General features: G+C 60.7%; 22 protein-coding genes and 1 pseudogene. 15 read left to right on the top strand and 8 right to left on the bottom strand.

Going from position 1 to position 26,028, the window contains the following annotated elements:
• Window positions 1–97, top strand: a pseudogene (locus tag ACYYKW_RS23425) (DUF6124 family protein); the annotation flags it as partial.
• 169 nt (window positions 98–266) lie between these two features.
• On the opposite strand, the gene ACYYKW_RS23420 reads toward ACYYKW_RS23425, so the two are convergent.
• Window positions 267–656 (bottom strand): hypothetical protein, encoded by a 390-nt coding sequence (locus ACYYKW_RS23420; protein WP_464991290.1) that lies wholly within the window; start codon window positions 654–656, stop codon window positions 267–269.
• 219 nt (window positions 657–875) lie between these two features.
• Between ACYYKW_RS23420 and ACYYKW_RS23415 the strand changes: the two genes are divergently transcribed.
• From ACYYKW_RS23415 to ACYYKW_RS23400, 4 genes are all read left to right on the top strand, one after another.
• On the top strand, window positions 876–1,664 hold the full coding sequence (locus ACYYKW_RS23415) for an SDR family NAD(P)-dependent oxidoreductase (protein ID WP_464991289.1): 789 nt from the start codon (window positions 876–878) through the stop codon (window positions 1,662–1,664).
• A 147-nt stretch (window positions 1,665–1,811) separates the two neighbouring features.
• Window positions 1,812–2,327: a sigma-70 family RNA polymerase sigma factor gene (locus tag ACYYKW_RS23410; RefSeq protein ID WP_203422067.1), complete on the top strand. Its 516-nt coding sequence runs from the start codon at window positions 1,812–1,814 to the stop codon at window positions 2,325–2,327.
• Entirely contained in the window at window positions 2,314–3,294 is a 981-nt protein-coding gene (locus tag ACYYKW_RS23405; protein ID WP_464991288.1) for a FecR domain-containing protein, read from the top strand. Before ACYYKW_RS23410 ends, ACYYKW_RS23405 begins: the two co-directional genes overlap by 14 nt.
• Window positions 3,295–3,402: 108 nt before the next feature.
• Window positions 3,403–5,793: a TonB-dependent siderophore receptor gene (locus tag ACYYKW_RS23400; protein ID WP_464991287.1), complete on the top strand. Its 2,391-nt coding sequence runs from the start codon at window positions 3,403–3,405 to the stop codon at window positions 5,791–5,793.
• A 97-nt stretch (window positions 5,794–5,890) separates the two neighbouring features.
• Here ACYYKW_RS23400 and ACYYKW_RS23395 read toward each other — a convergent pair whose 3' ends face one another.
• The 4 genes from ACYYKW_RS23395 to ACYYKW_RS23380 all read right to left on the bottom strand — a co-directional run bounded on the left by ACYYKW_RS23395 (window position 5,891) and on the right by ACYYKW_RS23380 (window position 10,660).
• On the bottom strand, window positions 5,891–6,703 hold the full coding sequence (locus tag ACYYKW_RS23395; RefSeq protein WP_203421795.1) for a DUF1206 domain-containing protein: 813 nt from the start codon (window positions 6,701–6,703) through the stop codon (window positions 5,891–5,893).
• 385 nt (window positions 6,704–7,088) lie between these two features.
• Window positions 7,089–7,961, bottom strand: coding sequence for an isocitrate lyase/PEP mutase family protein (locus ACYYKW_RS23390; protein WP_464991286.1), 873 nt, complete (start codon window positions 7,959–7,961; stop codon window positions 7,089–7,091).
• A 119-nt stretch (window positions 7,962–8,080) separates the two neighbouring features.
• The gene (gene dctA / locus ACYYKW_RS23385) at window positions 8,081–9,388 is read right to left on the bottom strand and encodes a C4-dicarboxylate transporter DctA (protein WP_464991285.1); all 1,308 of its coding nucleotides are present in this window, start codon (window positions 9,386–9,388) and stop codon (window positions 8,081–8,083) included.
• 102 nt (window positions 9,389–9,490) lie between these two features.
• The gene (locus ACYYKW_RS23380) at window positions 9,491–10,660 is read right to left on the bottom strand and encodes a mandelate racemase/muconate lactonizing enzyme family protein (protein WP_336354631.1); all 1,170 of its coding nucleotides are present in this window, start codon (window positions 10,658–10,660) and stop codon (window positions 9,491–9,493) included.
• Window positions 10,661–10,759: 99 nt separating this feature from the next.
• Here ACYYKW_RS23380 and ACYYKW_RS23375 point away from each other — a divergent pair, with 99 nt between their 5' ends.
• Complete coding sequence (locus ACYYKW_RS23375) at window positions 10,760–11,635, top strand: LysR family transcriptional regulator (RefSeq protein WP_464991284.1); 876 nt, start codon at window positions 10,760–10,762, stop codon at window positions 11,633–11,635.
• A gap of 55 nt (window positions 11,636–11,690) precedes the next feature.
• On the opposite strand, the gene ACYYKW_RS23370 is transcribed toward ACYYKW_RS23375, so the two are convergent.
• Window positions 11,691–12,752: an SDR family oxidoreductase gene (locus tag ACYYKW_RS23370; RefSeq protein WP_464991283.1), complete on the bottom strand. Its 1,062-nt coding sequence runs from the start codon at window positions 12,750–12,752 to the stop codon at window positions 11,691–11,693.
• Between the two features lie 101 nt (window positions 12,753–12,853).
• Between ACYYKW_RS23370 and ACYYKW_RS23365 the strand changes: the two genes are divergently transcribed.
• A complete protein-coding gene (locus ACYYKW_RS23365; protein ID WP_464991282.1) occupies window positions 12,854–13,483 on the top strand; it encodes a dTMP kinase in 630 nt (209 codons plus the stop codon).
• 93 nt (window positions 13,484–13,576) lie between these two features.
• Here ACYYKW_RS23365 and gspI read toward each other — a convergent pair whose 3' ends face one another.
• Window positions 13,577–13,963 (bottom strand): type II secretion system minor pseudopilin GspI, encoded by a 387-nt coding sequence (gene gspI, locus ACYYKW_RS23360; RefSeq protein ID WP_464991281.1) that lies wholly within the window; start codon window positions 13,961–13,963, stop codon window positions 13,577–13,579.
• A 147-nt stretch (window positions 13,964–14,110) separates the two neighbouring features.
• Here gspI and gspG point away from each other — a divergent pair, with 147 nt between their 5' ends.
• The 8 genes from gspG (at window position 14,111) to ACYYKW_RS23320 (ending at window position 23,844) form a co-directional block, all read left to right on the top strand.
• On the top strand, window positions 14,111–14,569 hold the full coding sequence (gspG, locus tag ACYYKW_RS23355; protein ID WP_090282977.1) for a type II secretion system major pseudopilin GspG: 459 nt from the start codon (window positions 14,111–14,113) through the stop codon (window positions 14,567–14,569).
• 8 nt (window positions 14,570–14,577) lie between these two features.
• Complete coding sequence (gene gspK / locus ACYYKW_RS23350) at window positions 14,578–15,537, top strand: type II secretion system minor pseudopilin GspK (protein WP_464991280.1); 960 nt, start codon at window positions 14,578–14,580, stop codon at window positions 15,535–15,537.
• Window positions 15,534–16,709: a type II secretion system protein GspL gene (gene gspL / locus ACYYKW_RS23345; RefSeq protein WP_464991279.1), complete on the top strand. Its 1,176-nt coding sequence runs from the start codon at window positions 15,534–15,536 to the stop codon at window positions 16,707–16,709. Before gspK ends, gspL begins: the two co-directional genes overlap by 4 nt.
• Window positions 16,702–17,244, top strand: coding sequence for a type II secretion system protein GspM (gspM, locus tag ACYYKW_RS23340; protein WP_464991278.1), 543 nt, complete (start codon window positions 16,702–16,704; stop codon window positions 17,242–17,244). Before gspL ends, gspM begins: the two co-directional genes overlap by 8 nt.
• A complete protein-coding gene (gspD, locus tag ACYYKW_RS23335) occupies window positions 17,241–19,622 on the top strand; it encodes a type II secretion system secretin GspD (protein ID WP_464991277.1) in 2,382 nt (793 codons plus the stop codon). Before gspM ends, gspD begins: the two co-directional genes overlap by 4 nt.
• Entirely contained in the window at window positions 19,619–21,025 is a 1,407-nt protein-coding gene (gene gspE / locus ACYYKW_RS23330; RefSeq protein WP_093102047.1) for a type II secretion system ATPase GspE, read from the top strand. Before gspD ends, gspE begins: the two co-directional genes overlap by 4 nt.
• The gene (gspF, locus tag ACYYKW_RS23325; protein WP_336354642.1) at window positions 21,025–22,233 is read left to right on the top strand and encodes a type II secretion system inner membrane protein GspF; all 1,209 of its coding nucleotides are present in this window, start codon (window positions 21,025–21,027) and stop codon (window positions 22,231–22,233) included. The genes gspE and gspF overlap by 1 nt, the downstream gene beginning before the upstream one ends.
• Before the next feature lie 498 nt (window positions 22,234–22,731).
• Window positions 22,732–23,844: a substrate-binding domain-containing protein gene (locus tag ACYYKW_RS23320; RefSeq protein WP_090282984.1), complete on the top strand. Its 1,113-nt coding sequence runs from the start codon at window positions 22,732–22,734 to the stop codon at window positions 23,842–23,844.
• 643 nt (window positions 23,845–24,487) lie between these two features.
• On the opposite strand, the gene ACYYKW_RS23315 is transcribed toward ACYYKW_RS23320, so the two are convergent.
• The gene (locus ACYYKW_RS23315; RefSeq protein WP_464991276.1) at window positions 24,488–25,684 is read right to left on the bottom strand and encodes a GAF domain-containing sensor histidine kinase; all 1,197 of its coding nucleotides are present in this window, start codon (window positions 25,682–25,684) and stop codon (window positions 24,488–24,490) included.
• Window positions 25,685–26,028: the final 344 nt, after the last annotated feature.

The raw sequence follows: 26,028 nt of genomic DNA, 5'->3' as shown, positions 1-26,028 counted from the left end.
GTCGCAGCGGCGGGCGTTGTTGGGGATTTCGCAGTTGATCATGCTCGGGGAGCTGGCGGTGAATCGGGCTTTGGATAATTTGCAGTTGCCGGAGTGATGCGGAGTAGGGCGGGCAGCGGTGGCACTAGTGCTGTCTCTGTTGCCTGATCGGCCGCTATCGCCAGCAGGCTGGCTCCCACAGGGTTTTGTGTTGGTCGCGGATGTTGTGTTCGGGGCTGGGACCTATGGGAGTGGGGCGGTTACTTTTCTGCGCCAACTTTACTGGGTTATTGAGGCGCTTCAGGGCATTCGCGGGTCCAGCGTGTCACGGTCATGTCGTTGAATTGCTCACCGATGGTATCGACGCGCAGGCATGTGCCTTTCTTTGAGTAGTACAAGATGCAACGTGAGCTATCGAACGAGCAGGTATCCAGTTCGAAGTACTTGCGTGTAGCCAGTTCCTTTTCCACTCCGCTGTATTCGTAGCCGTCGGTGGCATGCATCCGCGTTGGTTTCCAGCCTTGTTTGACTAGTTTGGACCTGGCCGCGGCCAAGCGCTCACCGACGACTATGCCCGCTGGCCCGTGCTTGTCCTTTGGTGTTTGCGAGCCATCGGCAAACGCTGCGCTGATGCCCATGGAATAAAACGCGGCAAGCACCAGGGTTGAAGCCTTCATTTGATGATTTCTCCAGCTGATGTGCTGACGCGCCCCATAGCGCAATACGCCGTCGTGATTGCCAATTCGGTCACCCGCGCGCCCATAAGCGATTAACCTTGAGCGGCGACGCACCGACGATAATTCGACAAACTCCAAAAGTCATCTCTAATCCAAGCGGACTATCGAGGCGCTACAAACACTGCAATATCCAGCCATTCACCCCATTGCGAGGTCATCATGAACATTGATTTCACCGGACGTAAGGTTTTGGTTTCGGGTTCCACCAGCGGCATCGGTTTTGCGACGGCCAAGGGCTTTTTGCAAGCGGGGGCGCAGGTGGTGATCAACGGTCGCAGCCAGGAAAGCCTCGACGGCGCTTTGCAACGGCTGGGCGAACTGGCCGCCAAGGCCATCGGTTTTGCCGGTGATCTGGGCAGCGAGGCTGGGGTCGAAAAATTGGTCGCGGAGCACAGTGATTTCGACGTCGTCATCAACAATCTGGGCGTGTTCAATCCGCAGGATTTCTTCGAGATACCGGACAGCGAGTGGCAACGTTTTTTCGACGTCAACGTCATGTCCGGCGTGCGCCTGTCACGCGCCTATGCGCAGGGCATGGTGGAGCGCAAGTGGGGGCGGATCGTGTTCATCTCGTCGGAGTCGGCGGTGAATATTCCGGCTGACATGATCCATTACGGCTTCAGCAAGACCGCCCAGCTCGCCGTGTCGCGCGGCCTCGCCAAGCGTCTGGCGGGCACCGGGGTGACGGTCAATGCCGTGCTGCCCGGGCCGACCCTGTCCGAAGGCGTGGCGCAGATGCTCAGCGCCACCGTCGAAAGCTCCGGCGAAAGCCTGGAGAAGGTCGCCGCCGATTTCGTCAACGCCCACCGCAGTTCCTCGATCATCCAGCGTGCCGCCAGCGTTGAGGAGGTCGCCAACATGATCATCTACGTCAGCTCCGAACAGGCGTCCGCCACCACGGGCGCAGCGTTGCGCGTTGACGGTGGGGTGATCGAAAGCATCGTCTGAGATTGATTCTGCTGACGGCGCGTCAATCGACACGACGAGCGCCGTCAGCGCTCAAGGAGGTTTTGGGCGGGAAGGGGTATTTGCCTCAGGCCCCATCCCGTGAGTAGAATGCGATTCATTATCAATCATGTATTCGCCGGGATTCCGATGCGCAGCGACGAAACACTAGGCACTGCTGATCTAGGGCTGCTCTATCGCACCCACCATTCGTGGTTACAGGGCTGGCTGATCCGGCGCACTGGATGTCGCGATAACGCTGCCGATCTGGCGCAGGACACGTTCGTCCGTCTGCTCAAATCCCGTCAATCCAGCCCTTTGCGCGAACCGCGCGCTTATTTGAGCAGTATCGCCCGTGGGCTGATGATTGATCAGTATCGTCGTCGCGAACTCGAGCGTGCCTATCTGGAAAGCGTGATGTTGTTGCCTCAACACGAGGTGCCCTCGGAAGAGAGCCGGCTGGTGATTCTGGATGCGCTCGAACGTATAGACCGCATGCTCGGTACGCTTAAACCACGGGTTCGGCAGGCGTTTTTGTTTGCCCGGCTCGACGGCCTGACTTGCGCGCAAATAGCCGAAAAGCTCGGTGTTTCCCGCGCGACGGTGGAGCGCGATCTGGCCACGGCCCTGCAACATTGCTATCGCTTGCGTTATGTCGAGGCCTGAGCCGCAGGCGCTCGATCCGGCCATTGTCGAGCAGGCGATCCAATGGCTGGTGCGCGTTCGCTTCAATCAAGCCGATGAACAGACACAGCGCAGTTTTGAGCACTGGCTGCAGCAGCGCCCGGAACATGGGTTGGCGTGGCAGCGTGTGGAAACCCTTGGCGATGACTTCGAAGGCGTGCCCGCGCAACTGGCCCGACAAACCCTTGCTGGCAGCTGTCAGGGAATGCGCCGGCGCGAAAGCCTGAAGCTGCTGGGCATCTTGGCGACTGTTGGCACGGCAGCCTGGCTCGGCCGAGATTACACGCCGGTCCCCGCCATGCTTGCGCAGCAACGCAGCAGCACCGGCGAGCGACGCCGCTTCCAGCTCGATGATGGCAGCCTCGTCCAGCTCAACAGCGATAGCGCCGTCGACAGCGAGTTCGACGCCCAGCGACGCCTGATCATCCTGCGACGGGGTGAAATCATTGTGAGTGTCGGCGCGGACCAGCGCTCGCATCCAGCGCGACCGCTCTGGGTGCAATCACGCGACGGCCTCATGCAGGCCCACAGTTCGCGCTTTCTGGTGCGCGAGCGTGACGATGGCACGCTGGTCGCGGCCCAGGAAGGATCGGTCACGCTGTTCCCCGGCGCCCGTCAAACGCCGGCAAGCCGCAGCGTGCAGGCAGGCGATCAGTTGCTGTTCACATCCAGTGGCGTGCAAACGTTCAGCGACAAGGGCCTTGATCCCTGGAGCTGGGGTGACGGGGTGATCAGTGCGCGCAACATGCGCCTCGGTGATTTCATCGCGGAGTTGTCGCGTTATCGCCCCGGGGTGTTGCGCTGCGCCGAAGAGGTCGCGGACCGTCGCGTGTCCGGCACCTTCCAGCTTGCCGACAACGATCAGGTCCTGGCGTTGATCGCGCAATCACTGCATTTGCACGTCGATTATCGAACCCGGTACTGGGTGACCGTGACCGCAGCCAGCTGAATTTCGTAATGCGTGAAAAATAATGAGGTGGTTTCTCATTCTCGTTCGACCTCTTTGGAAGGCCGGAATACAGGCCAGTCTGTCGATGTCCCTTCTTGGAGCGAGAAAATGAGTTCGTCCCCGGTTTCACAGCGCCATCCATTGAATCGCGCCTTGCACGCGGCGATTTTGGGTTTGATCGTCAGCAGCTATTCATTGCCGTCGCTGGCGCAAACGTCGAGCGCTGACCCGAGCAATCAAGTCAAACCGTGGAACATCGCTGCGGGCCCACTGGCGCCGGCGCTTGATCGCTTTGCGCGCGAGGCGGGCGTCAGTCTTTCATTCGACGCATCGAGTGTCGCGAACCGCACCACGGCTGGCGTGAATGGCACGCTCGATACATCGGCAGCGCTGTCATCGTTGCTGCAAGGCAGCGAATTGCAAATTGAACAGCAGGGCCCGAATGCCTACCTGCTGGTGCCCCAGGCAAAGCCGGCCGGCCCGCTGGAGCTCGACGCAACGGACGTCGAGGACTACCGCCTTGCGCCCCTCATCATCAATGCCAAGGTCAGGGTGAGTGCCGACGACGACACCAACTCGGTGGTTGCCAAGGAACTCTGGGTGGGCGGCAAGGTGGCGACCAGTATTCTCAACACACCGGCCTCGGTGTCGGTGGTGACCAACAAGGAAATGCAACAACGCAGCGTCAGCACCACCGAAGAGGCGCTGCAATACACGCCGGGCGTGGTCAGTGACTTCTATGGCACGGATGACCGCAACGACTATTTCCAGATCCGCGGCTTCCAGGCCACTACCTACCGTGACGGCTTGACCCTGAGTTCGATGCGCGGCGTACGCGAAGACCCATTCGCCTATGAGCGCATCGAGATTCTGCGTGGCGCCAACTCCACGTTGTTTGGCCCCGCGGACCCCGGCGGTTCGGTGAACTTCGTGACCAAACAACCGCGCTTCGAGAAGTTTGGTCAGGGCTATGTGACCTACGGCTCGTTCGACCATGTCGAGACCGGCATCGATGTGGGGGATGCGCTGAACGACGAGAAAACCCTGGCCGGCCGCTTTACTGCCAAAGGCCAGAACAGCGACCGCGAGTACGATCACTCACAGGACGACAACCAGTTGTTTATGGGTGGCCTGACCTGGGCTCCGTCGGATTACACGTCGGCGACAGTGATTCTGGATTACTTGAAAACCGAAAGTTCGCCCAACAGTGGCGGCTATCCGCTGGACAAAGAGTACGACCGCAGCAAGTTTTACGGTGAGCCGAGCTACAACTTCCACGATGTCGAGCGCACCAGCCTCAGCGGTAACGTTACCCATGACTTCGACAACGGCTTTGTACTGCGCAGCAATCTGCGTTACAGCAAGTTGACCGATGATTTTGGCTACGTTTACTTAAGCGACAGCGCCGCACGGGTCGGTACGACCGTCGACCGCTATCTGTTTGGCACAGACACCGAGGCCGACCAGTTCAACGGCAATCTGATGCTGCAATACGATGCCCGTTTCGAGAACATCGACAGCAGCAGTTTGGTGGGTGTGGAGTATCTGGATTCGACCACCAGGGAAAGCTCGGTCTACGACCTGACGACCCCGATTGATATTGCCAATCCCGTGTTTACCGGTGTTTCACGCTCAATCGCGCCGTATGCCGTGAACAAGCGAGACGCGACCACCAAGGCGGTATTCCTTCAGCAGAACCTGTCGTTCTACGAGCGTTTCATCGTCACCGGGGGTGTGCGCAACGACTCGATGGATCTGACCAGCAAAGGCTTGCAATCGACTGAGAAAGACACCTTCTCCGAAACCTCCTACCGCGGTGCGCTGACTTACATCGTCAACGACGAAGTCTCCACTTATGTGAGCATGGTGGAATCCGTCTCGCCGCCGCAAGTTGGCGTCACACCGCAGACGGGCCGGCAGTACGAAGTGGGCGTGAAATATGCGCCGATGGGGATGGACGCACTGTTCTCCGCCGCCGTTTATGACCTGACCCAGGAAAACGTCACCATCGCCGTGGTGCTGCCGAGCGGCATCATCGAGCAACAAACGGTGGGCGAGTCGCGGGCGCGTGGCCTCGACCTGGAGGCCAAGGCGCAGGTAACGCAGAACCTCAGCCTGATCGGTGGTTATTCCTACATGGAGTCGGAAGTACTGCGCGGTTCGTTGTACGACGGCAGCTCGCTGAAAGGCAACGAGTTCGCCACGGCACCCAAGCACTCCGCTTCGCTCTGGAGTTATTACGACCTGCCCGGCACGGATGTCAGCGTTGGTTTGGGTGCGCGCTACGTCGGTTCCTATTACTTCGATGCAGCCAACTCCGGCAAGAGCGATGGCACCACGCTGTTCGACGCCGCCTTCAACTACAAGATCGCCAAGGGTACCGATCTTGCGGTGAACGTCAGCAACTTGCTGGATGAGCAGCACGTGGTCGGTTCCGGCACCGCGAACTTCTACAACCCGGGTCGCGAGATTACCGCCAAAGTGAGTTACAACTGGTAAGTGGGCGTTTGAGCCTTCTGCTTTGCCAGGACGCGGTGCCCGCTTTATCGCGGGTACCGCCAACCTGGTTACCAATCGGCAAGCGGTGAACGTAGCCTTACGATCTCGCTACCCCAGGCACATCCATATTGATCTTTCGCCAGAAAGCTTCAGAAAAGCTGTAAACCGAGAAAGCCATCAACCCCAACGCCATCACGATCAAGATCAACCAGCCCGCTGGAAGATTTTGCAGCGCGTCCAGTGCCTCTTTCATACCCGGTGGATCCATCGCTTGATAAGTGGAACCGCTGACAGCCAGCAGCACCGCAATCTCAATAAAAACCACCCCACGGGCGATCAGGCCGAACCTCGAGACGGGGCGGACATACCGCATGACATCCTCGTCCGCCTCAAAGTATTTCTCGAACGTCGCCTTCCAGCCCTTGATGATGTGAGCAATACCGACCCCCAGCGGAACGAGTGCGATCAGGTACACCAAAAGATTCGAGTGATCCCAGGACAACAGATGCGCCAGCCAGTCTTTGGTCTGCCCACCTGAGTCGCCCGAGCTTCTGATGCCGCTGACGAGCAAACCCAATGCGAAGATCGCTAAAGCGCCGTTGACCATACCGCCCGCCAACAGACCTGCGCGAATGACCAGACCTTTGAGGTCCTTGCCATGATGATCGACATCACGCGTCGCTTGCAGGACGCGCCAAGCTGCAAAGGCGAGCAGGCCGGCCACTACAAGCCCAACCAGAAAATAGCCGAAGGGTTGGCTGAGCAGTGCCTCCAGGCTTTTGTGGCTGTCCTTGGGTTTTGTCGAGTCTTGCGCTGCCAGCAGGGCAAAAATACCGATGATCAAATACAGCACGCCACGAGCGGCGTAACCGCCCCGAGCGAGTATTACCAGGCTATGTTGCGCGGACATTCGATGTATTCCAGAGAGGGTATACAAGAGCAGACCCCTGGTGCTGACCGGGGTTCTACTGGCTGTCTGTCAAACTGATTGGCGATGGTGCGATTGGCGTGCAAGCCCTCACCCCAGCCCTCCCGAAACGTCGGACCGCCCGGAGGGAGAGGGGGCCGACCGAGGTGTCTTTAGGGGTACATCGACCTGCAAGACCATAGTGATTATGGCTTTTGTGAGCTCAGCGACTCTGGGTTCAACGAGCCACGTTCAGGTCGGCGCAACCCTCGAATATCCCCGAATCGGTTCCCTCTCCAGGGGGAGAGGGCTAGGGTGAGGGGCGGTCCGTCTGCGGCAACAATGTCTCCAGCCTCGCCCCATGACGCTTCAGCTCACCTGCTTCAAATCAATTCGAATCACGACCCGACCTTAAATAAGTTTCCGCCCACTCCCGGTAATTGTCCGAGAGTGTGTACCTGGCAAGCAGCTTAGAGAGCGTAAGTTCGCGTCCCTCCGCGCCGCTTTGTTCACACAACGCCTCGTACGTCGCTTCGATTGCGGCCAGATACGGCGCATGCCCATTAACCACAATTCGCACATTGGCAGCACTCAGTCGCTCAACATTGCTCAGCGCGGGATTTGCATAGTTGACCAACATGATCGGCACACTCAGATGTGCGCTGAGTGCTTCCAGATGTTCGAAGTCTTTTACCCCGACGAGGCAAATCGCGTCGGCCCCAGCCTTTTCATACGCCGTGGTGCGTGCAATGGAATCTTCCAGCGTGGTCACGGCCACGTTGGTTCGGGCGATGATGCTGAGGGCATCATCTGATCGGGCAAACCGCGCGGCGTAAATCTTGCTCGCGGCTTCTTCCCGCTCGATAAGCACAGGCGATTGCTCGTTGTACCTGGCCGGCAGGTGGGTGTCCTCCAGCGTCAAGGCAGCGACACCGGCTTTCTGCAGCTCGGTCACGGTGCGCATGACATTCAGCGCGTTTCCGAATCCATGGTCAGCATCCGCGATGATCGGGATCTGGCTGGCCCGGCCGACTCTGGAAACCTGCTCGACATACTCATCCAGCGTGAGCAGTGCAATGTCCGGTGCCCCGAGTACCTGAAGCGAGGCGACCGAACCACCTTGAATGGCAACCTCAAAGCCAAGGTCGCCAGCCATACGAACCGAGATAGGGTCGAATACTGAAGCAGCAAACTTGCAGACGTTTCCTTTGAGTAAATCACCAAACGCCTTGCGCAGTTCATGATGTGATCGCTCGATCATTTTCGGCTCCATCTAGTGCTCACCAGTGATGTGCAGATCTCATTCGAGTTGAACGAGACCTGGAAGGCGCTACCGGCCATAACCGTTGCCACGGCGAGATGACCGGATCCCTTTGCAGATTATTTCTGCGCCAGCAATGCCTTCCTGGCCGCTTTCTCGTGTTTCATGGCGGCGATTTCACGCTCGCACGCCTCGACATCAAACGAGTTGTCCCACTTGGCGATAGCGATGGTGCCGATGCCGTTACCGATCAGGTTGGTCACGGCCCGCGCTTCGTTGAGGAACCGGTCAATGCCCAGCAGCAAGACCAGGCCCACCAGAGGAATGGAGTGAATGGTGGTGAGCGTTGCGGCCAGCGTTACAAAACCTGCGCCTGCCACCCCGGCCGAGCCCTTTGAGGTCAGCAGGAATACGCCCAGCAAGATCATCTGATCCATGAAGGTCAGTGGCGTATTGGTCGCCTGGGCAATGAAGATGGCGGCCATGGTGAGATAGATACAGGTGCCGTCTGCGTTGAAGGTGTAGCCCGTCGGCAACACCATGCCGACTACGGATTTTTTGCAGCCGAGCTTTTCCAGCTTGACCATCATGCGTGGCAACACCGCTTCGGTTGAGCAGGTGCCAAGCGTGATGAGAATTTCATCCTTGAAGTAGCGCAGAAACTGCATCAGCGGCATGCCCGACCATCGGGCCACCGTACCCAGTACCACGACGATGAAAATCAAGGTGGTGATGTAGAGGGCGACCAACAACTGCCCGAGCGATAGCAGCGTGCCGATCCCGTATTTGCCGATCGTGAACGCCATGCCGGCACCGGCGCCCAGTGGCGCCAGGCGCATGACCATCGCCACGATCCTGAACAGGCCCTGCAGAAACAGATCGATGGTATTGATCAATGGCTTGCTGGTCTCGCCCATTTGAACCAGAGCCACACCCATCAATACCGAAAGCAGAATGACCTGAAGCATGACGCCGTTGGAGAACGCGCCGAGAAAGGTGTGGGGAATGATGTTGAGAAAGAACTCAACGGTGCCGCCTTGCTCAGTGGCGGCCTGGCTGTATTTGCTGATCGCATTTGCATCCAGCGCGCTGACGTTGATATTCATCCCGACGCCAGGCTTGACGATGTTGACCACGATCAGACCGACGACAAGGGCGATGGTTGAAAGAATCTCGAAGTAGATCAGCGCCTTCACGCCAATCCGCCCGACCTCTTTGATACTGCCCATCTTCGCGATACCGACCACGACCGTACCGAAAATGATGGGTGCCAAGAGCATTTTGATCAGTTTGATGAAGCCGTCGGCAAAGGGTTGGAGCTTGGCGCCGATATCGGGTACGAAGTAACCGATCGCTGCACCGATCACGATGCCGATCAGCACTTGCACATACAGCTGGCCGTACCAGCGGGACTTGGAAATTTCCACGGAAGCACCTCATTTTATTGTTGTGATGGGCATGTGGTTTGGCGTCTGCGAAAGACGCCCGAGTCTGCGGCCCCTCTAAAAGAAACCGCAGATCGATCGGGATCAGCCTTCGCCCAGCTCGCGCATGACGGCGTACAAGGCGGATTTGGCTTCGAAGCCCACGCCTGGAATATCCGGCAGGCCGACATAACCGTTTTCCACCTTGATTCCGTCGGCGAAGCCGCCGAAAGGCTGAAACACGTCGGGGTAGGATTCGTTGCCGCCCAGGTGCAGGCCGGCGGCGATGTTCAAGGACATCTGGTGACCACCGTGCGGAACTACGCGGCGCGACGACCAGCCCATTTCGTCCATCACTTTCAGGGTGCGCATGTACTCCACGAGCCCATAGGACAGCGCGCAGTCGAACTGGAGGAAGTCGCGATCCGGACGCATGCCGCCGTGACGCAGCAAGTTACGCGCGTCCTGGTGGGAAAACAGGTTTTCCCCGGTCGCCATGGGCAGTTCGTAGTGATTGGCAAGCTCGGCTTGCAGTGCGTAGTCGAGCGGGTCGCCGATTTCCTCGTACCAGAACAGGTTGTACTTCTTGATGGCTTCGGCGTAAGCGATACCGGTCTGCAGATCGAAACGACCGTTGGCATCGACTGCCAGTCGACGACCGTCGCCGACCACTTCAAGTACCGCTTCGATGCGACGGATATCTTCGTCCAGTGGCACCGCGCCGATCTTCATTTTGACAACGTCGTAGCCACGATCCAGATAACTCTGCATTTCTGCTTTGAGTTTGGTTTGGTCTTTGCCTGGGTAGTAGTAACCGCCTGCTGCATAGACCCAGACCTTGTCATCGGCCACGCCGTTACGGTAACGATCGGCGAGCAAACGATAGAGCGGTTTGCCTTCGATCTTGGCGACGGCATCCCATACCGCCATGTCGATGGTGCCCACCGCGACCGAGCGCTCGCCGTGGCCGCCAGGCTTTTCGTTGGTCATCAGGGCTTTCCAGATGGCAAACGGATCCAGGTTATTGTTTTCATGGTCGACGAGTGTGTCGGGATCAGCTTCGGTGATGCGCGCCAGGAAGCGATCGCGCATCAGAGCGCCTTGACCGTAGCGACCGTTGGAGTTGAAACCGTAGCCGATGACCGGTTTTCCATCGCGAATCACATCGGTGATAACCGCGACGACCGAGCAGGTCATTTTCGAGAAATCGATGTACGCGTTGGCAATCGGGGAGGCAATGGAAACGGTTTTTTCACGGATGTCGACGATACGCATGACGGGTTCCTCTTGTTGTTTGTGGCCCCACGTTATGCTTTGCGATGACACCCGCCCAATGCTATTAATGCCGCGCCCTATGCACAGGAGGCATTGCCCTTGGAACTCGTTTGGCTAGAGGATTTTTCAGCGCTCGCGGAATACGGAAGCTTTGTTCGTGCCGCTGAAGCGCGCCACGTGACGCAGCCTGCCTTCAGTCGCAGAGTCCGTTCGCTGGAGAATTGGATGGGCGTCGAACTGTTCGTGCGCACCCCGCAGGGAGCGACCTTGACCGAGGCCGGAAGACAGATTTTGCCTAGCGCCCAAGAGGCTGCCAGGCGCCTGTACCGGATGCGCTCCGAGGCACAGGAAGTGGCGGGAATGGCCGCAAAAACACTGCAATTTGCAGCCACTCATTCTCTGTCATTTACCTTCTTCCCACGATGGTTGAGAAGTGCCGAAAACGGCGCACCGATCGAGGCGGTACGTCTGCATTCAGACAGCATGGCGGTGTGCGAGCAGATGCTGATCCAGGGCCAGGTTCAATTTCTCCTGTGTCATCGCCACCCCGATGTACCGCCGTTGCTGGCCCCTGATCAGTTCATTGGAAAGAAGATCGGCGAGGATGTGCTGGTGCCACTGGCGAGTCCCTCTGCTAATTTCGGTACCTCTCCTGAAACACTGCCTTATCTGGCCTACACCCACGAATCGGGCCTTGGCCGAATCGTCGCTCACCGACTCCACGGCAAAGAAGATTATCTTCATCTCAAGCCGCTTTTCAGCAGCCATCTGGCTGCCGTTCTGATGTCGATGGCGTTGGAGAGCAAGGGGGTCGCCTGGTTACCAAAAAGTCTGACCGAACAGGAGATGACTGACGGACGTCTGGTCCGAGCGCTGGACGAAAGCTGGGATATCCCTTTGGAAATTCACCTCACGCGCCCGACGGCGCCCATCAGCCCGTCAGCGGAAGAATTCTGGGCTCGCGTGGGCGGTTAGCGGGATGGCGCCTGAAGTCAGGCGCCGCACCGTTTCATATCCGCTGTGAAACGACCTAAGGTATCAAGCGCATCTCGCGCAGTTTGTCGAACACATCGAAAAACGCCTGATCGCTCGCCTGATAGGCAGTGAAACCCATTGCACGGCTTTTCGACATATCAGTAACCACTTCGATGGGGCGGCCGAGGTCAGCATCGGTGTGCCATGGCGAGATCAGGCGACCGATGTCAGCTTCTTTCAAACCGTGTTCGGCAACTATTTGCGTCCATACGGTTTGGTCGTTGGCCATCTGCTTCTCCAGCGGCGAGAGGGAAGCGGGATAATCGGCAGCAGGCACGTCGAAGTAGTCGGCAATTCGGCTCCACATCCACTTCCAGCGAAACACATCGCCATTCGTGACATTAAATGCCTGGTTGGCTGCCGCCGGCGTGGTGGCCGCCCACAATTGTTGTTTCGCCAACTGCCGGGCGTCCGTCATGTCGGTGAGGCTGTCCCACTGCACCCTCGATCCGGGAAACACAAATGGGCGATGGGTGTGTTTGCAAATCGAGGCGTAGACGGCAAGGGTGGTTGCCATGTTCATCGCGTTGCCAACGGCTACCCCGGTGACGGTATGCGGGCGGTGAACGCTCCAGGTAAAACCGTCCTTTTCGGCGGCGGCGAACAGCTCGTCTTCCTGGGCGTAATAGAAATTCTCGACATCCAGACGACCCTGCTCTTCGCGAAACGGCGTTTGCGGAAGGCTGCCTTTTCCATACGCTTCGAACGGGCCGAGGTAGTGTTTCAGGCCGGTCACCAGCGCTACGTGCTCAACGCTCTTGGCTGGGCGAACGGCGCTGAGCACGTTGCGTACCATGGCGGCATTGACGCGAATGTTCTCGGCTTCCGTGGCTTGGCGTGACCATGTGGTGATGAACACATGGGTGGGTTTCAACCCCGCAAGTGCACGTTCCAGCGAAGCCGGATCCTGGAGATCAGCCGCGACCGGGATCACGCTTGGCGTTTGCGACGGGTGCCGCGACAGCGCGGCGACCTGCCACTGGTTGTCGATGAGTAACTGCGTGATGGCGCTGCCGACGATGCCGCTGGCGCCCACGACCAAAGCTGTTTGAGTCATAGGTTTCTCCTGTATTCAGGTTTGGGAGTTCGCCTGAACGGCAGAGGTTCAACCTGAAAATCCGTTAGAGTGGTCACCCATCCCCGTTGAAGCCCGTGAAAATGAATCGTCCGCTGTTTGTCGCGCTGGATGGCCCCAAAGGCGTCGGCAAAACCTCGCTGTTGGAGGCCATCACCGAAGTCCTGAGGGCCGACAACCAGAAAGTCATCCGGCTGTGCGAGAAAAAAAGCGACCCGTTCCGGGGCGAGACCATGCAGTTGGTGAACCGGCTCGCCCGGCAGCCTGACCGGGATCTGGAATTGCAAGTTTGCGCGCGTCTAGCTGATAGCCGCCGCTGGATTTCCCGGCACGTGCTGACCAGACAGCCCACCGACAGCATTATCCTGATCGATCGCTGGTACCCGTCCGAGGCCGCGTTTCGCCGCACAGTTCCGTTCGCCGAAATCCTGCAGTTGAACCTTGATCGTGACGTCCAGGTGCCAGACCTGCATGTCGGCGTGGTCACAGCGGCAGAGATTTCCTGGGCGAGGGCGGCTGCACGACGGCGCGGCTTGAGCAGTACTGTGCTTCGCGGTCTGGAGGAGCATGTCGCTTGTACTCAGGCGTTTGAACAAGCCGTTGCGGATCAGGGTTGGTTTTTATGCCGGAGCGAGGGAACGATCGAGGAGGCGACGAGGCGGGTGGTTGGGGAGATTAATCGAGTGATGAGCGGCCTCTGCACATCGACCTGAATAACCGTGTCGATGATGGATTCAATGCGTCACGCTCAGGTCAGCGCAACTCTCGAATACCCCCGAATCAGTTCCCTCTCCTGGGGGCGAGGGCTAGGGTGAGGGGCTGTCCGTGCGTGACAACAATGTCTCCAGCCTGGCCAACGGCGGTGCATCCTGACTGCGGTCAAATACCTGAATGCCAACCGTGAGCAGTCGTCCGTTTTCTGCGGTCGCGATCACCTGCTCGCAGCGCAACAACAACCGCCCCTGATCACACTCAACCGCTTTCATGCCCACCGGCAAGCGCCCCTCCATTCGCAACTCCGCCATGCGGCTCTGCGCCGCCACCAGCGCAATCGACCGATCCCGCAGCAGCCCGTTGCTCTGCGTCATCAACCCCGCCACACGCACGGCCGCGGACATCGCCACAGCGATGATCGCCAGCGCCACCAGCACTTCAATCAGGGTGAATCCGCTTTCTCGAGAAGGCGCAGGCATAAAAGCCCCAAAAGCAAAAAACAGCCCTCGACGCTAACCCGCGTGCTTGACGGCTTGACGACGAAAACTCCCGAGGATTTTCAACATCCCTGACATATCTTCTTGCAACACTGCGCGTCGAATCGAACCAAGCCAGGGATTGTCGAGATGGATATCGCACCTTTCACTTCGCGCAAACAACCGCTGCGCACGCCGCGTGGTCAGCAGGGTTTTACCCTGATCGAGATCATGGTGGTGGTGGTCATTCTGGGGATTCTCGCGGCGATGGTGGTGCCCAAGGTACTCGATAGGCCGGATCAGGCGCGGGCGACGGCGGCGAAGCAGGATATTGGCGGTTTGATGCAGGCGTTGAAGTTGTATCGCCTCGACCACGGCACCTACCCGAGCATGAATCAGGGCTTGAAAGTGTTGGTGGAACGGCCGGCGGATGCGAAGAACAGTAACTGGCGCTCATACCTGGAGCGCTTGCCGAACGATCCGTGGGGCCGTCCTTATCAGTACCTCAACCCCGGCGCCAATGGCGAGATCGACATCTTTTCCCTCGGTGCCGACGGTCAGCCGGACGGCGACGGCGTGAATGCCGATATCGGTTCCTGGCAGTTGTAAGGCCGGCCATGAATCGCCGTTCGCCCAAGGGGGCGAAGCAGGGAGGCATGGCGATCATCAGCGCGTTGTTGATTGCTGCCGTGGTGGCGGTAATCGCGGCGGGCATGTTGACGCGCCAGAGTGTGTCGACTCGTGCGCTGGAGGCCGATCAGCAGCGCATTCAAGGGCGCTGGCTGGCGCAGGGCGGGCTGGAGATCAGTCGTCAGTTGCTGTGGGACGCACGCCAGCGTGACCCGTTGACCCGGCTCGATCAGCCGTGGGCGCAACGCTTGAATGCACAGGGTTTTGAGGGGCAGCTGGAGGATGAGCAGGGCAAGTTCAACCTGCGCAACCTGGTGGCCAACGAACGCGTGGATGATGAGCAGGTGCAAGCGTTCGAGCGCCTGTGCGGGTTGCTCGGTGTCAATGCCGGGCTGAGCCAGCGGATCATTCAGCGGGTGATCGGCTCTTATCCGCGACTGCTCAACGTGCAGATCGCCGAAACTACGAAAAACACCTTCGGCAGCGGTCGCTTGACCTCGCCCAATGCTTCACGAAAACCACAAAACCCTACACTGCCGATGCTGCGCAGCCTTGAGGATTTGCGCAGTGTCGACGGCGTGAATGACGCGCTGATCGGCAAACTCGCGGCGTACCTGACGGTGATTCCGGCGACGACCTGGCTCAACGGCAACACCGCCACCGCGCCGGTGTTGGCGGCGTATGTGCCGGGGTTGTCGCTGGAGCGCGCGCAGGCGCTGATCAATGAGCGCGATGCCGGGCGCTGGTTCATCAACCGGGGCGATTTCGTCAACCGTTTGCGCATGCCTGAGCTGGAGCTGACCACTGTGCGGGTCGGCATCACCAGTGACTGGTTTCGCCTGCGCGGCGAAGCGCGGCGCGATCAGCGGCGCGTCAGTCTTGAGGCGTTGTTGCATCGCAGTCAGGACCGTTTGCCGCAAGTGATCTGGTCGCGGGTGGGCGCATGAGTCAGCTCAGAATTGCGCTGCCGCCATTGACGGATCTTGACCTCGACAGCGAGTTGCACGTTGCCTGGCTGGACCGTGCCGGTCAGGTCAGCCGCGAACAATCCATGAGCTTGAGGCAGTTGAGCCAAGTGCCGAAACTGCCGCCGCTGCTGGGTTTTCTGCACCCGGCGGACAGCCTGTTGGCGAGCATCGATCTGCCGCCGCTGCCGGCCAATAAAACCGCAGCGGCGGTGCAGTGCGCGGCGCAGGCCTTGGTGCTGGGCGACCTCAGCGAGATGCACGTTGCCCACGGGCCTCGCGACGAGGCCGGGCGGGTGCAGATCGCCTGGGCACCGCGTCAGCCATTGCAGCAACTGGCGCAATTATTGAAACACGCGGGCCTGAACCTGCGCGGTCTCTATCCGGCGGCGTACAGCTTGCCGGTATTGCCGGGCACCGTCGCCTGCGTGCAGGACGGGCATCTGCTGCTGCGCGACAGCGTGCAGGCGGCGCGGGTGCAGCCCTTGTTCGAGGAGGACGTCGACACGGCGATGTGGCAGCCGGGCACCACGCTGCACTGGATTGGCGATCAGGCGCCGGCGTCTGCCGAGTTGCCAATGGCCGATGCCCAGCGCTGGACCGGACCGTTGCCGGGTTGGGGCTTGCACGGCGCGGTGTCGCAAACCCCCGAGCATCGCGGTTGGGGCCGGGCAATCGGTTTGTTGGCACTGGCTGTCGCGGTGTGGGTTGTTGGCCTGAATCTGTACGCCGCGCGCGAAGCCAGCCAGGGCCAGCAGCTCAAGGCGCAGATGAGTCAGCGGGTCAAACAGGCCTTCCCGCAGTTGCCGGTGATCCTCAACCCGCTGCAACAGGCGCGGCAGCAATTGGCCGAGCGGCAGAAGGGCGCGACAGATGATCCGGCGCAAACCTTCAATCGCCTGGTGTTGCAGGCCGGCAGCGGCATGCCGTTCATGGCCGGCACGGTCGAGCGCCTGACCTTTGCCGACGGCACGTTGCAACTGGCGTTGCTCAGCGAGGCCCGGCGTAGCGGGAACAATCAGGATTGGCAAAGCACGTTGGCGCAGGCCGGCATCAGCGTCACCGCCGATGAGGAGGGCTGGATTTTGCGCCCGTCCAGCGAAGCCACCGCAAGCGACAGCGACGACAGCAGCGGAGCAAATGAAGATGAATAAGCTCGCGCCTTACCGCGCCAAATGGCAGCGCTTCAGCGCTCAGGTGCAGGCGCGCTGGCAGCCGTTGGCGCCGCGCGAGAAACGCATGGTTGGCGGCATGGCCGTGGCGCTGCTCGGCCTGCTGCTGTGGGTGGCGCTGATCCAGCCGCCTCTGAAGAAAATCAGCTATTGGCAAACCGAAACGCCGAAGCTGCGCGCGCAGACCGAAGCGCTGGAAGTGCTGCTGCGCGAAGTCAGCGTGCGCCCGGACGGGCAAAGCGTGGCCCAGGCGCTGGAGCAAACCCTGCAGGCCAGCAGCCTGGCCGGGCACTATCAACTGCAACCCGGTGAGGCCGGCGCCTGGCAACTGACCTTCGACGGCGCGCCAGCCGACGCCGTACTCGACTGGCTGCTGAGTACGCCGTCGCAACTTTCTCTGCAAGTGGTCGAGGCCCGTTTGCAACGCGCAGACAACCCCTCGACCGAAGTCACTGCCGGCACGTTGTCAGGCACCGTTCGCATGGATCAGGCGCTGGGCGCTAAGGAAGCTTCATGAAGGGGTCAGGATCCAAACCGGCACAACTGGCATTGCCGTTGTTGCTGATGGCGTTGAGTGCGTGCAGCAACACCGGAGCGCCGCAAAATCAGCCACCGCTGCTGGTCGACAGTGAACTGGGCCGACCGCTGGCGAGTACCCAGCGCAGCGGCGACGCGGTGCTCGATCGCGAACGCGCGCAGGCGCAGGCGCGACCGGCACCCAAGCAATTGCACAACATCAGCAAAAGCGCACGTGCCGGTGCCACGCCCACGGGCAGCACCTTGCCGAGCAATCCATTGGGCGATCAACCGGTGACATTGAATTTTGTCGACGCCGATATTCCAGCGGTGGTGCGCGCATTGTCGCGTTCGACCGGCCAGCAGTTTCTCGTCGATCCACGGGTCAAGGGCACCCTGACCCTGGTCTCGGAAGGTCAGGTGTCGGCGCGGCAGGCTTACGACATGCTGCTGGCGGCATTGCGCATGCAGGGTTTCAGCGTGGTCGATGTCGGCGGCGTCGCCCAGGTGGTGCCGGAAGCCGATGCAAAACTACTCGGCGGGCCGATCTACAGCGCCGACAAACCGGCCGGCAACGGCATGCTCACCCGCACCTTTCGCCTGCAATACGAAAACGCGGTGAACCTGATTCCGGTGCTGCGGCCGATCGTCTCGCCGAACAACCCGATCAATGCCTATCCCGGCAACAACACCATCGTCATCACTGACTACGCCGAAAACCTCACTCGCGTCGCCCAATTGATCGCGAGCATTGATTCGCCAAGCGCGATCGACACCGACGTGGTGCAGATCCAGAACGGTATCGCCGCCGACATCGCGCCGATGGTCGCTGATCTGCTTGACGCACCGGGCAACGATCCGACGCAGAAAATCGCCGTGATCGGTGATCCGCGTTCCAACAGCATCATCATTCGCGCCGGCAGCCCCGAGCGCACCGAGCTGGCGCGCAACCTGATCTACAAACTCGACAACGCGCAGAGCAATCCGAGCAACCTGCACGTGGTGTACCTGCGCAACGCGCAAGCGGCGAAACTGGCGCAAGCCCTGCGCGGCTTGCTCACCGGTGAGAGCGACAGCGGCAGCAGCGACAGTGCGCGCTCGGTGCTCAGCAGCATGGGCAGCAGCACCGGTGGTAACGCTGGGCAGGCTGGTCAGAGCGGCACACCCACCAGCGGCAGTTCGACGACGACCAACAGCGGCAGCAGCGGCGGCAGTTACGCTCAGGGCAGCGGCACCAGCAGCAGTAGCGGCGGGGCGCAGAGCGGCGAGCAGAACGTGGCGTTCACCGCCGGCGGCGTGACCATTCAGGCCGACGCCACCACCAACACCTTGCTGATTTCCGCGCCGGAGCCGCTGTACCGCAACCTGCGCGAGGTGATCGATTTGCTCGACCAGCGCCGCGCGCAAGTGGTGATCGAAAGTTTGATCGTCGAAGTCGGCGAGGACGATGCCAGCGAATTCGGCGTGCAATGGCAGACTGGCGATCTCGGCGGCAAAGGCGTGATCGGCGGCGCCAATCTCGGTGGTTCGGGAATCAACCTCAGCGGCAAGACCAGCCTTGATGTGCTGCCGCAGGGCCTGAACCTTGGCTACGTCAACGGCACCGTCGACATTCCCGGTATCGGCAAGATTCTCGACCTGAAAGTGCTGGCCCGCGCGCTGAAGAGCAAGGGTGGCACCAACGTGCTGTCGACGCCGAACCTGCTGACACTGGACAACGAAGCGGCGAGCATTTTCGTCGGCCAGACCATCCCCTTTGTCAGCGGCAGTTACGTCACCGGCGGCGGTGGCACCAGCAACAACCCGTTCCAGACCGTGACCCGCGAAGAGGTCGGCCTCAAGCTCAACGTGCGCCCGCAGATTTCCGAGGGCGGCACGGTCAAGCTCGACATCTATCAGGAAGTCAGCAGCATCGACGAACGCGCTTCCGCCAGCGCGAACGCGGCCGGCATCGTCACCAACAAACGCGCGATCGACACCAGCATTCTGCTCGATGACGGGCAGATCATGGTCCTCGGCGGACTGCTGCAGGACGGCTACAGCCAGAGCAACGACGCGGTGCCGTGGCTGTCGACGATTCCGGGGATTGGCGCGCTGTTTCGCAACGAGCGCCGAGCGATCACCAAGACCAACCTGATGGTGTTCCTGCGTCCGTACATCATTCGCGACAGCGAAGCGGGGCGGAGCATCACCCTCAACCGCTACGACTTCATGCGCCGCGCGCAGGGCGGTCTGCAACCGGAGCGCAGCTGGGCGATGCCGGACATGCAGGCACCGCAGTTGCCTTCGGCGGCGCAAGGTGTGCCGGCGGTGGTGCCGACTTCCGGCCCGCGCGCGACCATCAAGGCAGTGCCAATTCCGGGAGGCCCGCGCCTGTGAGTCGCTTGCCGTACGCCTGGGCCAAGGCGCAGCGGATTCTGCTGCGTGATGACGTGCTGACCGTGTGCCCGTCGACGCCGGGCTGGTCGATCAGCGAAGCGCGGCGCCAGTTTGGCGTGGCGCGGCTGGAGCGGGTGCGCGATGACGAACTCGACGGCTTGCTCGCCGCCGCGTATTCCGACACCGGCAGCGCTGCGGCCGTGGTCGGTGCTGCGGAAAACGAAGTCGACCTCGACCGCCTGATGCAGGACATGCCGGAAATCACCGACCTGCTCGACACCCAGGACGGCGCGCCGGTGATCCGCATGATCAACGCGTTGCTGACCCAGGCAGCGCGCGATGAGGCCAGCGACATTCACATCGAGCCGTTCGAAACCCATTCGGTGGTGCGCTACCGCGTCGACGGCACCCTGCGCGATGTGGTCTCGCCGCGCAAGGCGCTGCACGGCGCACTGGTGTCGCGGATCAAGATCATGGCCCAGCTCGACATTGCCGAAAAACGCCTGCCGCAGGACGGCCGAATCGCCTTGCGCGTAGCCGGGCGGCCGATCGATATTCGCGTGTCGACGGTGCCGACCGGCCATGGCGAACGGGTGGTGATGCGCCTGCTCGACAAACAGGCCGGTCGCCTGCAACTGGAAACCCTCGGCATGGACGCGCAGGTGCTGGCGAAGCTCGATCATCTGATCCGCCAGCCCCACGGCATCGTGCTGGTCACCGGGCCGACCGGCAGCGGCAAGACCACCAGCCTCTACGCGGCACTGGCACGACTGGACGCCAGCACCAGCAACATTCTGACCGTCGAAGACCCGGTCGAATATGACTTGCCCGGGATCAGCCAGATTCAGGTCAACGCCAAGATCGACATGACCTTCGCCCTGGCGCTGCGGGCGATTCTGCGCCAGGACCCGGACATCATCATGATCGGCGAGATCCGCGATCTGGAAACCGCACAAATCGCCGTGCAGGCCTCGCTGACCGGTCACCTGGTGCTGGCGACGCTGCACACCAACGACGCGGTGTCGGCGGTCAACCGCTTGATCGACATGGGCGTCGAGCCGTTCCTGCTGGCCTCGTCGATGCTTGGCGTGCTCGCGCAGCGACTGGTGCGACGCCTGTGCAACCAGTGCAAACAGGAAGACCCGGCCGCGCCCGGCACCTGGCGGCCGGTCGGCTGCGCCGCGTGCAACCAGACCGGTTACAGCGGCCGCACCGGCATTCACGAGTTGTTCTGTATCGACGACGATATCCGCACGCTGATCCACCAAGGGGCAGGGGAGCAGGCCTTGCGCGCTTCCGCCGCCAAAGCCGGGATGTTCAGTTTGCGTGAGGACGGTGAGCGCTGGATCCGCAGCGGCGCCACCGCGCCGGAAGAAATCCTGCGTGTAACCCGGGACGCCTGATGAATCGCTATCGTTTTGAGGCCGCCGATGCCAGCGGCAAGATCGAGTCCGGGCATCTGGAGGCGGACAGTCAGGGCGCCGCGTTCAGTGCCTTGCGCGGGCGTGGTTTGACCGCGCTGTCGGTGCACAAAGAGAGCAATGTTGCCCAGCACGGCGGCGGATTGTTCAGTGCCAGGCTGTCGGACAACGATCTGGCCTGGGCCACGCGGCAACTGGCGAGCCTGCTCGGCGCGAGTCTGCCACTGGAAGCGGCGCTGAGTGCCACGGTCGAGCAGGCGGAAAAAAAGCACATCGCCCACACCCTCAGTGCGGTGCGCGCCGATGTGCGCAGCGGCATGCGCCTGGCGGAATCGCTGGCGGCGCGACCGCGCGATTTCCCCGAGATCTATCGGGCGCTGATTGCCGCGGGGGAAGAGTCTGGAGATCTGGCGCAGGTCATGGAACGCCTCGCCGACTACATCGAGGAGCGCAACAACCTGCGCGGCAAGATTCTCACCGCGTTCATCTATCCGGGTGTGGTCGGGCTGGTGTCGATCGGCATTGTGATTTTCCTGCTCAGTTACGTGGTGCCGCAGGTGGTCAGCGCGTTTTCCCAAGCGCGCCAGGATTTGCCGGGGCTGACCCTGGCGATGCTCACTGCGAGTGATTTCATTCGTGCCTGGGGCTGGTTGTGTGCGGCGATCATCGCCGGGGCGTTCTGGTGTTGGCGCCTGTATTTGCGCAACCCGGCGGCGCGGTTGCGCTGGCATCATCGGGTGCTGAAGTTGCCACTGTTCGGGCGGTTTATCTTGGGCCTGAACACCGCGCGGTTCGCCTCGACCCTGGCGATTCTCGGCGGCGCCGGGGTGCCGTTGTTGCGCGCGCTGGAGGCGGCGCGGCAGACATTGTCCAATGATCGCTTGAGTCTGAGCGTCAGCGAGGCGACCGCGAAAGTGCGCGAGGGCGCGAATCTGGCGGCGGCGTTGCGCGTCGAAAATGTGTTTCCGCCGGTGCTGATTCACCTGATCGCCAGCGGCGAAAAAACCGGCTCGTTGCCGCCCATGCTCGAGCGCGCGGCGCAGACCTTGTCGCGGGATATCGAACGCCGGGCGATGGGCATGACCGCACTGCTGGAGCCGCTGATGATTGTGGTGATGGGTGGGGTGGTGCTGGTGATTGTGATGGCGGTGTTGTTGCCGATCATTGAGATCAATCAGCTAGTCCAGTAGCGGTGTGTCTGAAGTATTGAGGGTGGCCGGGGCCGGCCTCATCGCTGGCAAGCCAGCTCCCACAAGGAGCCAGGTTGACAATGCGAACTGCGACACAACACAAAACCCTGTGGGAGCTGGCTTGCCAGCGATGAGGCCAGTCAGGCCAATGAACAATTCAAAGTTTTTGCAAAAGATTCTCCATCACCCGACCCTCGCTTTCCCCGTCCTCGGGTTCTCCTTTCTGTCATCTGCAACCACCCGCCAACGGCTCCAGCCCGATTGCGCCAAAACCGCGAGCCAGACACTGCGCCAAACCCTGCAAACACCCGAGAAAACCCCTCTGAAAACAGCGTTCAGCTCCCGAGGTTTTTTCCTTTATCTGTCACCGGAAACTGCGAATTTCTCAGTGCGACTTAACCCAGGCCAGCCAGCGAGGGCCCGGTGAGTCCTCATAAAAGCGTCATGCAAGTCATCCGAAAACCTGTGTTCTCAACCGAGTTGAAAAGGAGATTCTTCATGTTCAAGCGCACTCTGATCGCCGCATCCCTGACCGTCGCCGCTCTGGCTTCCGCACAAGCCATGGCCGTCACCGGTGGTGGTGCTACTCTGCCTGCCGCTCTGTACAAAGGTTCTGCCGACAGCATCCTGCCGGCCAACTTCAGCTACGCAGCCATCGGCAGCGGCGGTGGCAAGACCGCTTTCCTGACCAACAACCCGGCTGGCTTCAACACCACCGGCACCGTGCACTTCGCCGGTAGCGACTCGATCCTCAGCGCTTCGGAAATCAGCACCTACAACACCAACTTCCGCAGCGCTTACGGCCCGCTGATCCAGTTGCCATCGGTGGCCACTTCGGTTGCCATCCCTTACAAAAAGGCCGGCCAGACCGCGCTGAACCTGACCAGTGCGCAGTTGTGCGATGCCTTCTCCGGCGCCAAAACCACCTGGGGCGCGCTGCTGGGCACTGCCGACACCACGCCGATCCGCATCGTTTATCGCAACGTTTCCAGCGGCACCACCGAAATCCTCAGCCGCCACTTGAACTCGGTCTGCCCGACGCAGTTCGCCACCAACTCGACGTTCACCAACGCTCGTCTGCCAGCCGGTTCGACGCTGCCTTCGAACTGGGTGGGCGTTGCCAGCACTGCCGAAGTCGCCACTACCGTGAACGCAGTTGACGGTTCGCTCGGTTATGTCGGTCCGGACGGTGTCGACGCTACCAGCAATGCTGTTGTTGCTCGCGTCAACGGTGTACAGCCGACGTCGGTGAACGTGACTCTGGCGTTGTCGTCGGTCGCTGCGCCTTCGACTGCCGCTCAGGCTGCAAACCCGGCCAACTGGTCGCCAGTAGTGGCTAACCCGGCTTCGGGTTACAAACTGGCTGCCTACACCAACTTCATCTTCGGCCAGTGCTACAAGGATGCAGCCGTGGCCGCGGATGTGAAAGCGTTCCTCACCACTCACTACAGTGTTCCGGGCAACAACGCTGCGGTTCAGGCGCACAAGTTTGTCGCCGTGCCTAGCGCCTGGAAAACCGCTGTGACTGCGAACTTCATCACCAACTCGTCGGGCAACAACCTGGACATCAACAACGCTAGCGTTTGCAACGCGATTGGTCGTCCTTTGTAAGATTTGAAAGCTGTGGGAAGAGCGGCGGCCTTTGGGTCGCCGTTTTTTTTTGGCTTTTGATGTACCTGGTCCAACTGTGGGAGCCAGCCTGCTGGCGATGGCTTTCTTTCAGGCGCTGGTTTTTTTTGGTTTGGGGTACATATCCGTTGCTGCGGTAACGGCGGCTTAGGGTTGCGCCCTGACGGCGGGTCACCTTTTTCAAACGCCAAAAAGGTAACCGAAAAGGCTTGCTCCTACGTTCGGCCCTCGCAGGCTCGGGTCCCTTCGCTGCGGAATCGATCCGGGCGCAGCGGCTACGGTTTGCTTCGCTGCACCTACTTCCGCTGTGTCTGGCTGCGCCAGACGGTCGCTACGCTCCCACGCCCGGATCGATCCCTCCACTCAGCCTTCCGATGTCGCTGGTTAGGCAAGATCAAGATCAAGTGCACTCGAGCTAACGCTCATTGTTGAGTGGTTAGAAGCGGGTGGTCGGCTTTGGATTTGTGGTGTGGATGCCCTCATCGGAACGACGCCCGCCCAGCCCTCTCCCGAGGGAGAGGGGGCCGATTTTAGTTGGCTTCGGAGTTTGCGTACGTCTCGGTATTTCAGGTCGGCGTAGCCCTCACATCCACCCCAGTCAGTTCCCTCTCCCTCCGGGAGAGGGCTAGGGTGAGGGGGCGAGGCGGGCCGGGAATTTTGTCGTGAAGCAGGTTCCCGATTCGGCGTCTGACGTCACGTGCAGCGTGCCGTTGTGCGCGGTCGCTATCTGCGCGGCGATGTACAGGCCCAGGCCCAGACCCTCGCGGCTTTGCTCGGCTTCGGCGCGGGTGAACGGTTCGAACAGGCGTGGCAACAGTTGCGCCGGAATCGGGGTGCCGTGGTTGGTCAGGGTGATGACGATCTCGTCGTTTTCGGCAAAGGCCGTGAGCACAATCGGCGCGCTGTTCAAGCCATGGGTGGCGGCGTTGCTCAGCAGGTTGGAGAGCAATTGGCTGATGCGCAGGGCGTCGCAGTAGACTCCCGACGGTAAATCCAGATCATGAACAAACGTTGCCTGGGGATAAGCCGCCTGCGCTTCGGCAACGCTTAGTTGCAGGACTTGCTCCAGGTCGTGCACGAACTTGCGCTGGACCGGGATACCACTGCCCAGGCGACCGCGAGCGAAGTCGAGGATGTTTTCGATCAGTACGCCCATGCGCACTGAGCTGTTGCGAATCGCCGCGATCAGGTTCAGCGAGCGCTTGTCCTCGGTTCTGCTGTGCAGCAGGTCGGCGCTCATGCGCACGGCGCTCAGCGGGGTGCGCAGGTCGTGGCCCAGCACGGCGATGAATTGCTCGCGCAGGCGCCCGAGTTCGTTGGCGTTGCTCAGTTCGGCGGTGGTCGCTTCCAGACGATTCTGGGTATCGAGGCTCATGGCAATCAGTTGCGCGAACAGCGTGAGCGTCTTGGCGATGGCCGGTTCGTCGAGGTTTGCTGGCACCGAGTCGATCGCACAGAGGGTGCCGAAGAAGTCGCCGTTGGCCTGGATGATCGGGATCGAAATGTAGCTTTCCAGCCCGTAGGTCTTCGGCGTGTGGTGCACGGAGAAGATCGGGTGCGCACTGGCGTGGCCGAAGATCACCGGTTGCTGGTGTTGGCGGATTTCATGGCAAATGGTCGATTCGAGCACCAGTTCGCCGCCGGGCAACAGGCCGAAATCGATCGAGTCGTCTACGGCGCAGGCTACCCAGTTGCGCTCGGTCACCCGCGCCACCGCGGCGAAGCGCATGCCGGTGAGGTGTTTGACCATGCTCAGGATCACCGGCACCGCGTCAATGCGGTTGATGGCTTCGATGTCGGGGGCAAATGCCGGGTTGGTCATGGTGCGGTGCTTCTTGAGGAATTCGCTGGGAGACTATCGCGGATTGCGGTTGATGACTAATAGTCGGTAGCGAAAACAGGGCGCTGCGGACGGTTCCGGGGCGCCCTACGGGTAACGAATTTTTTCATATGAGGGGATGTGGGTGCATATCCGTTGCTGCGGTAACGGCGGCTTATGGTTTCGCCCTTACGGCGACTCACTTTTTTTACAAACGCCTAAAAAAGTAAGCAAAAAAACGCTTGCTTCTGCGTTCGGCCCTCGCAGGCTCGGGTTCCTTCGCTGCGGGATCGATCCGGGCGCAGCGGCTACGGTTTGCTTCGCTGCACCTACTTCCGCTGTGTCTG

This window comes from Pseudomonas sp. 15C (genome assembly GCF_055484735.1).
The sequence above is the reverse complement of the archived record's forward strand: the minus strand, read 5'-3'. Positions and strand labels throughout refer to the sequence as shown.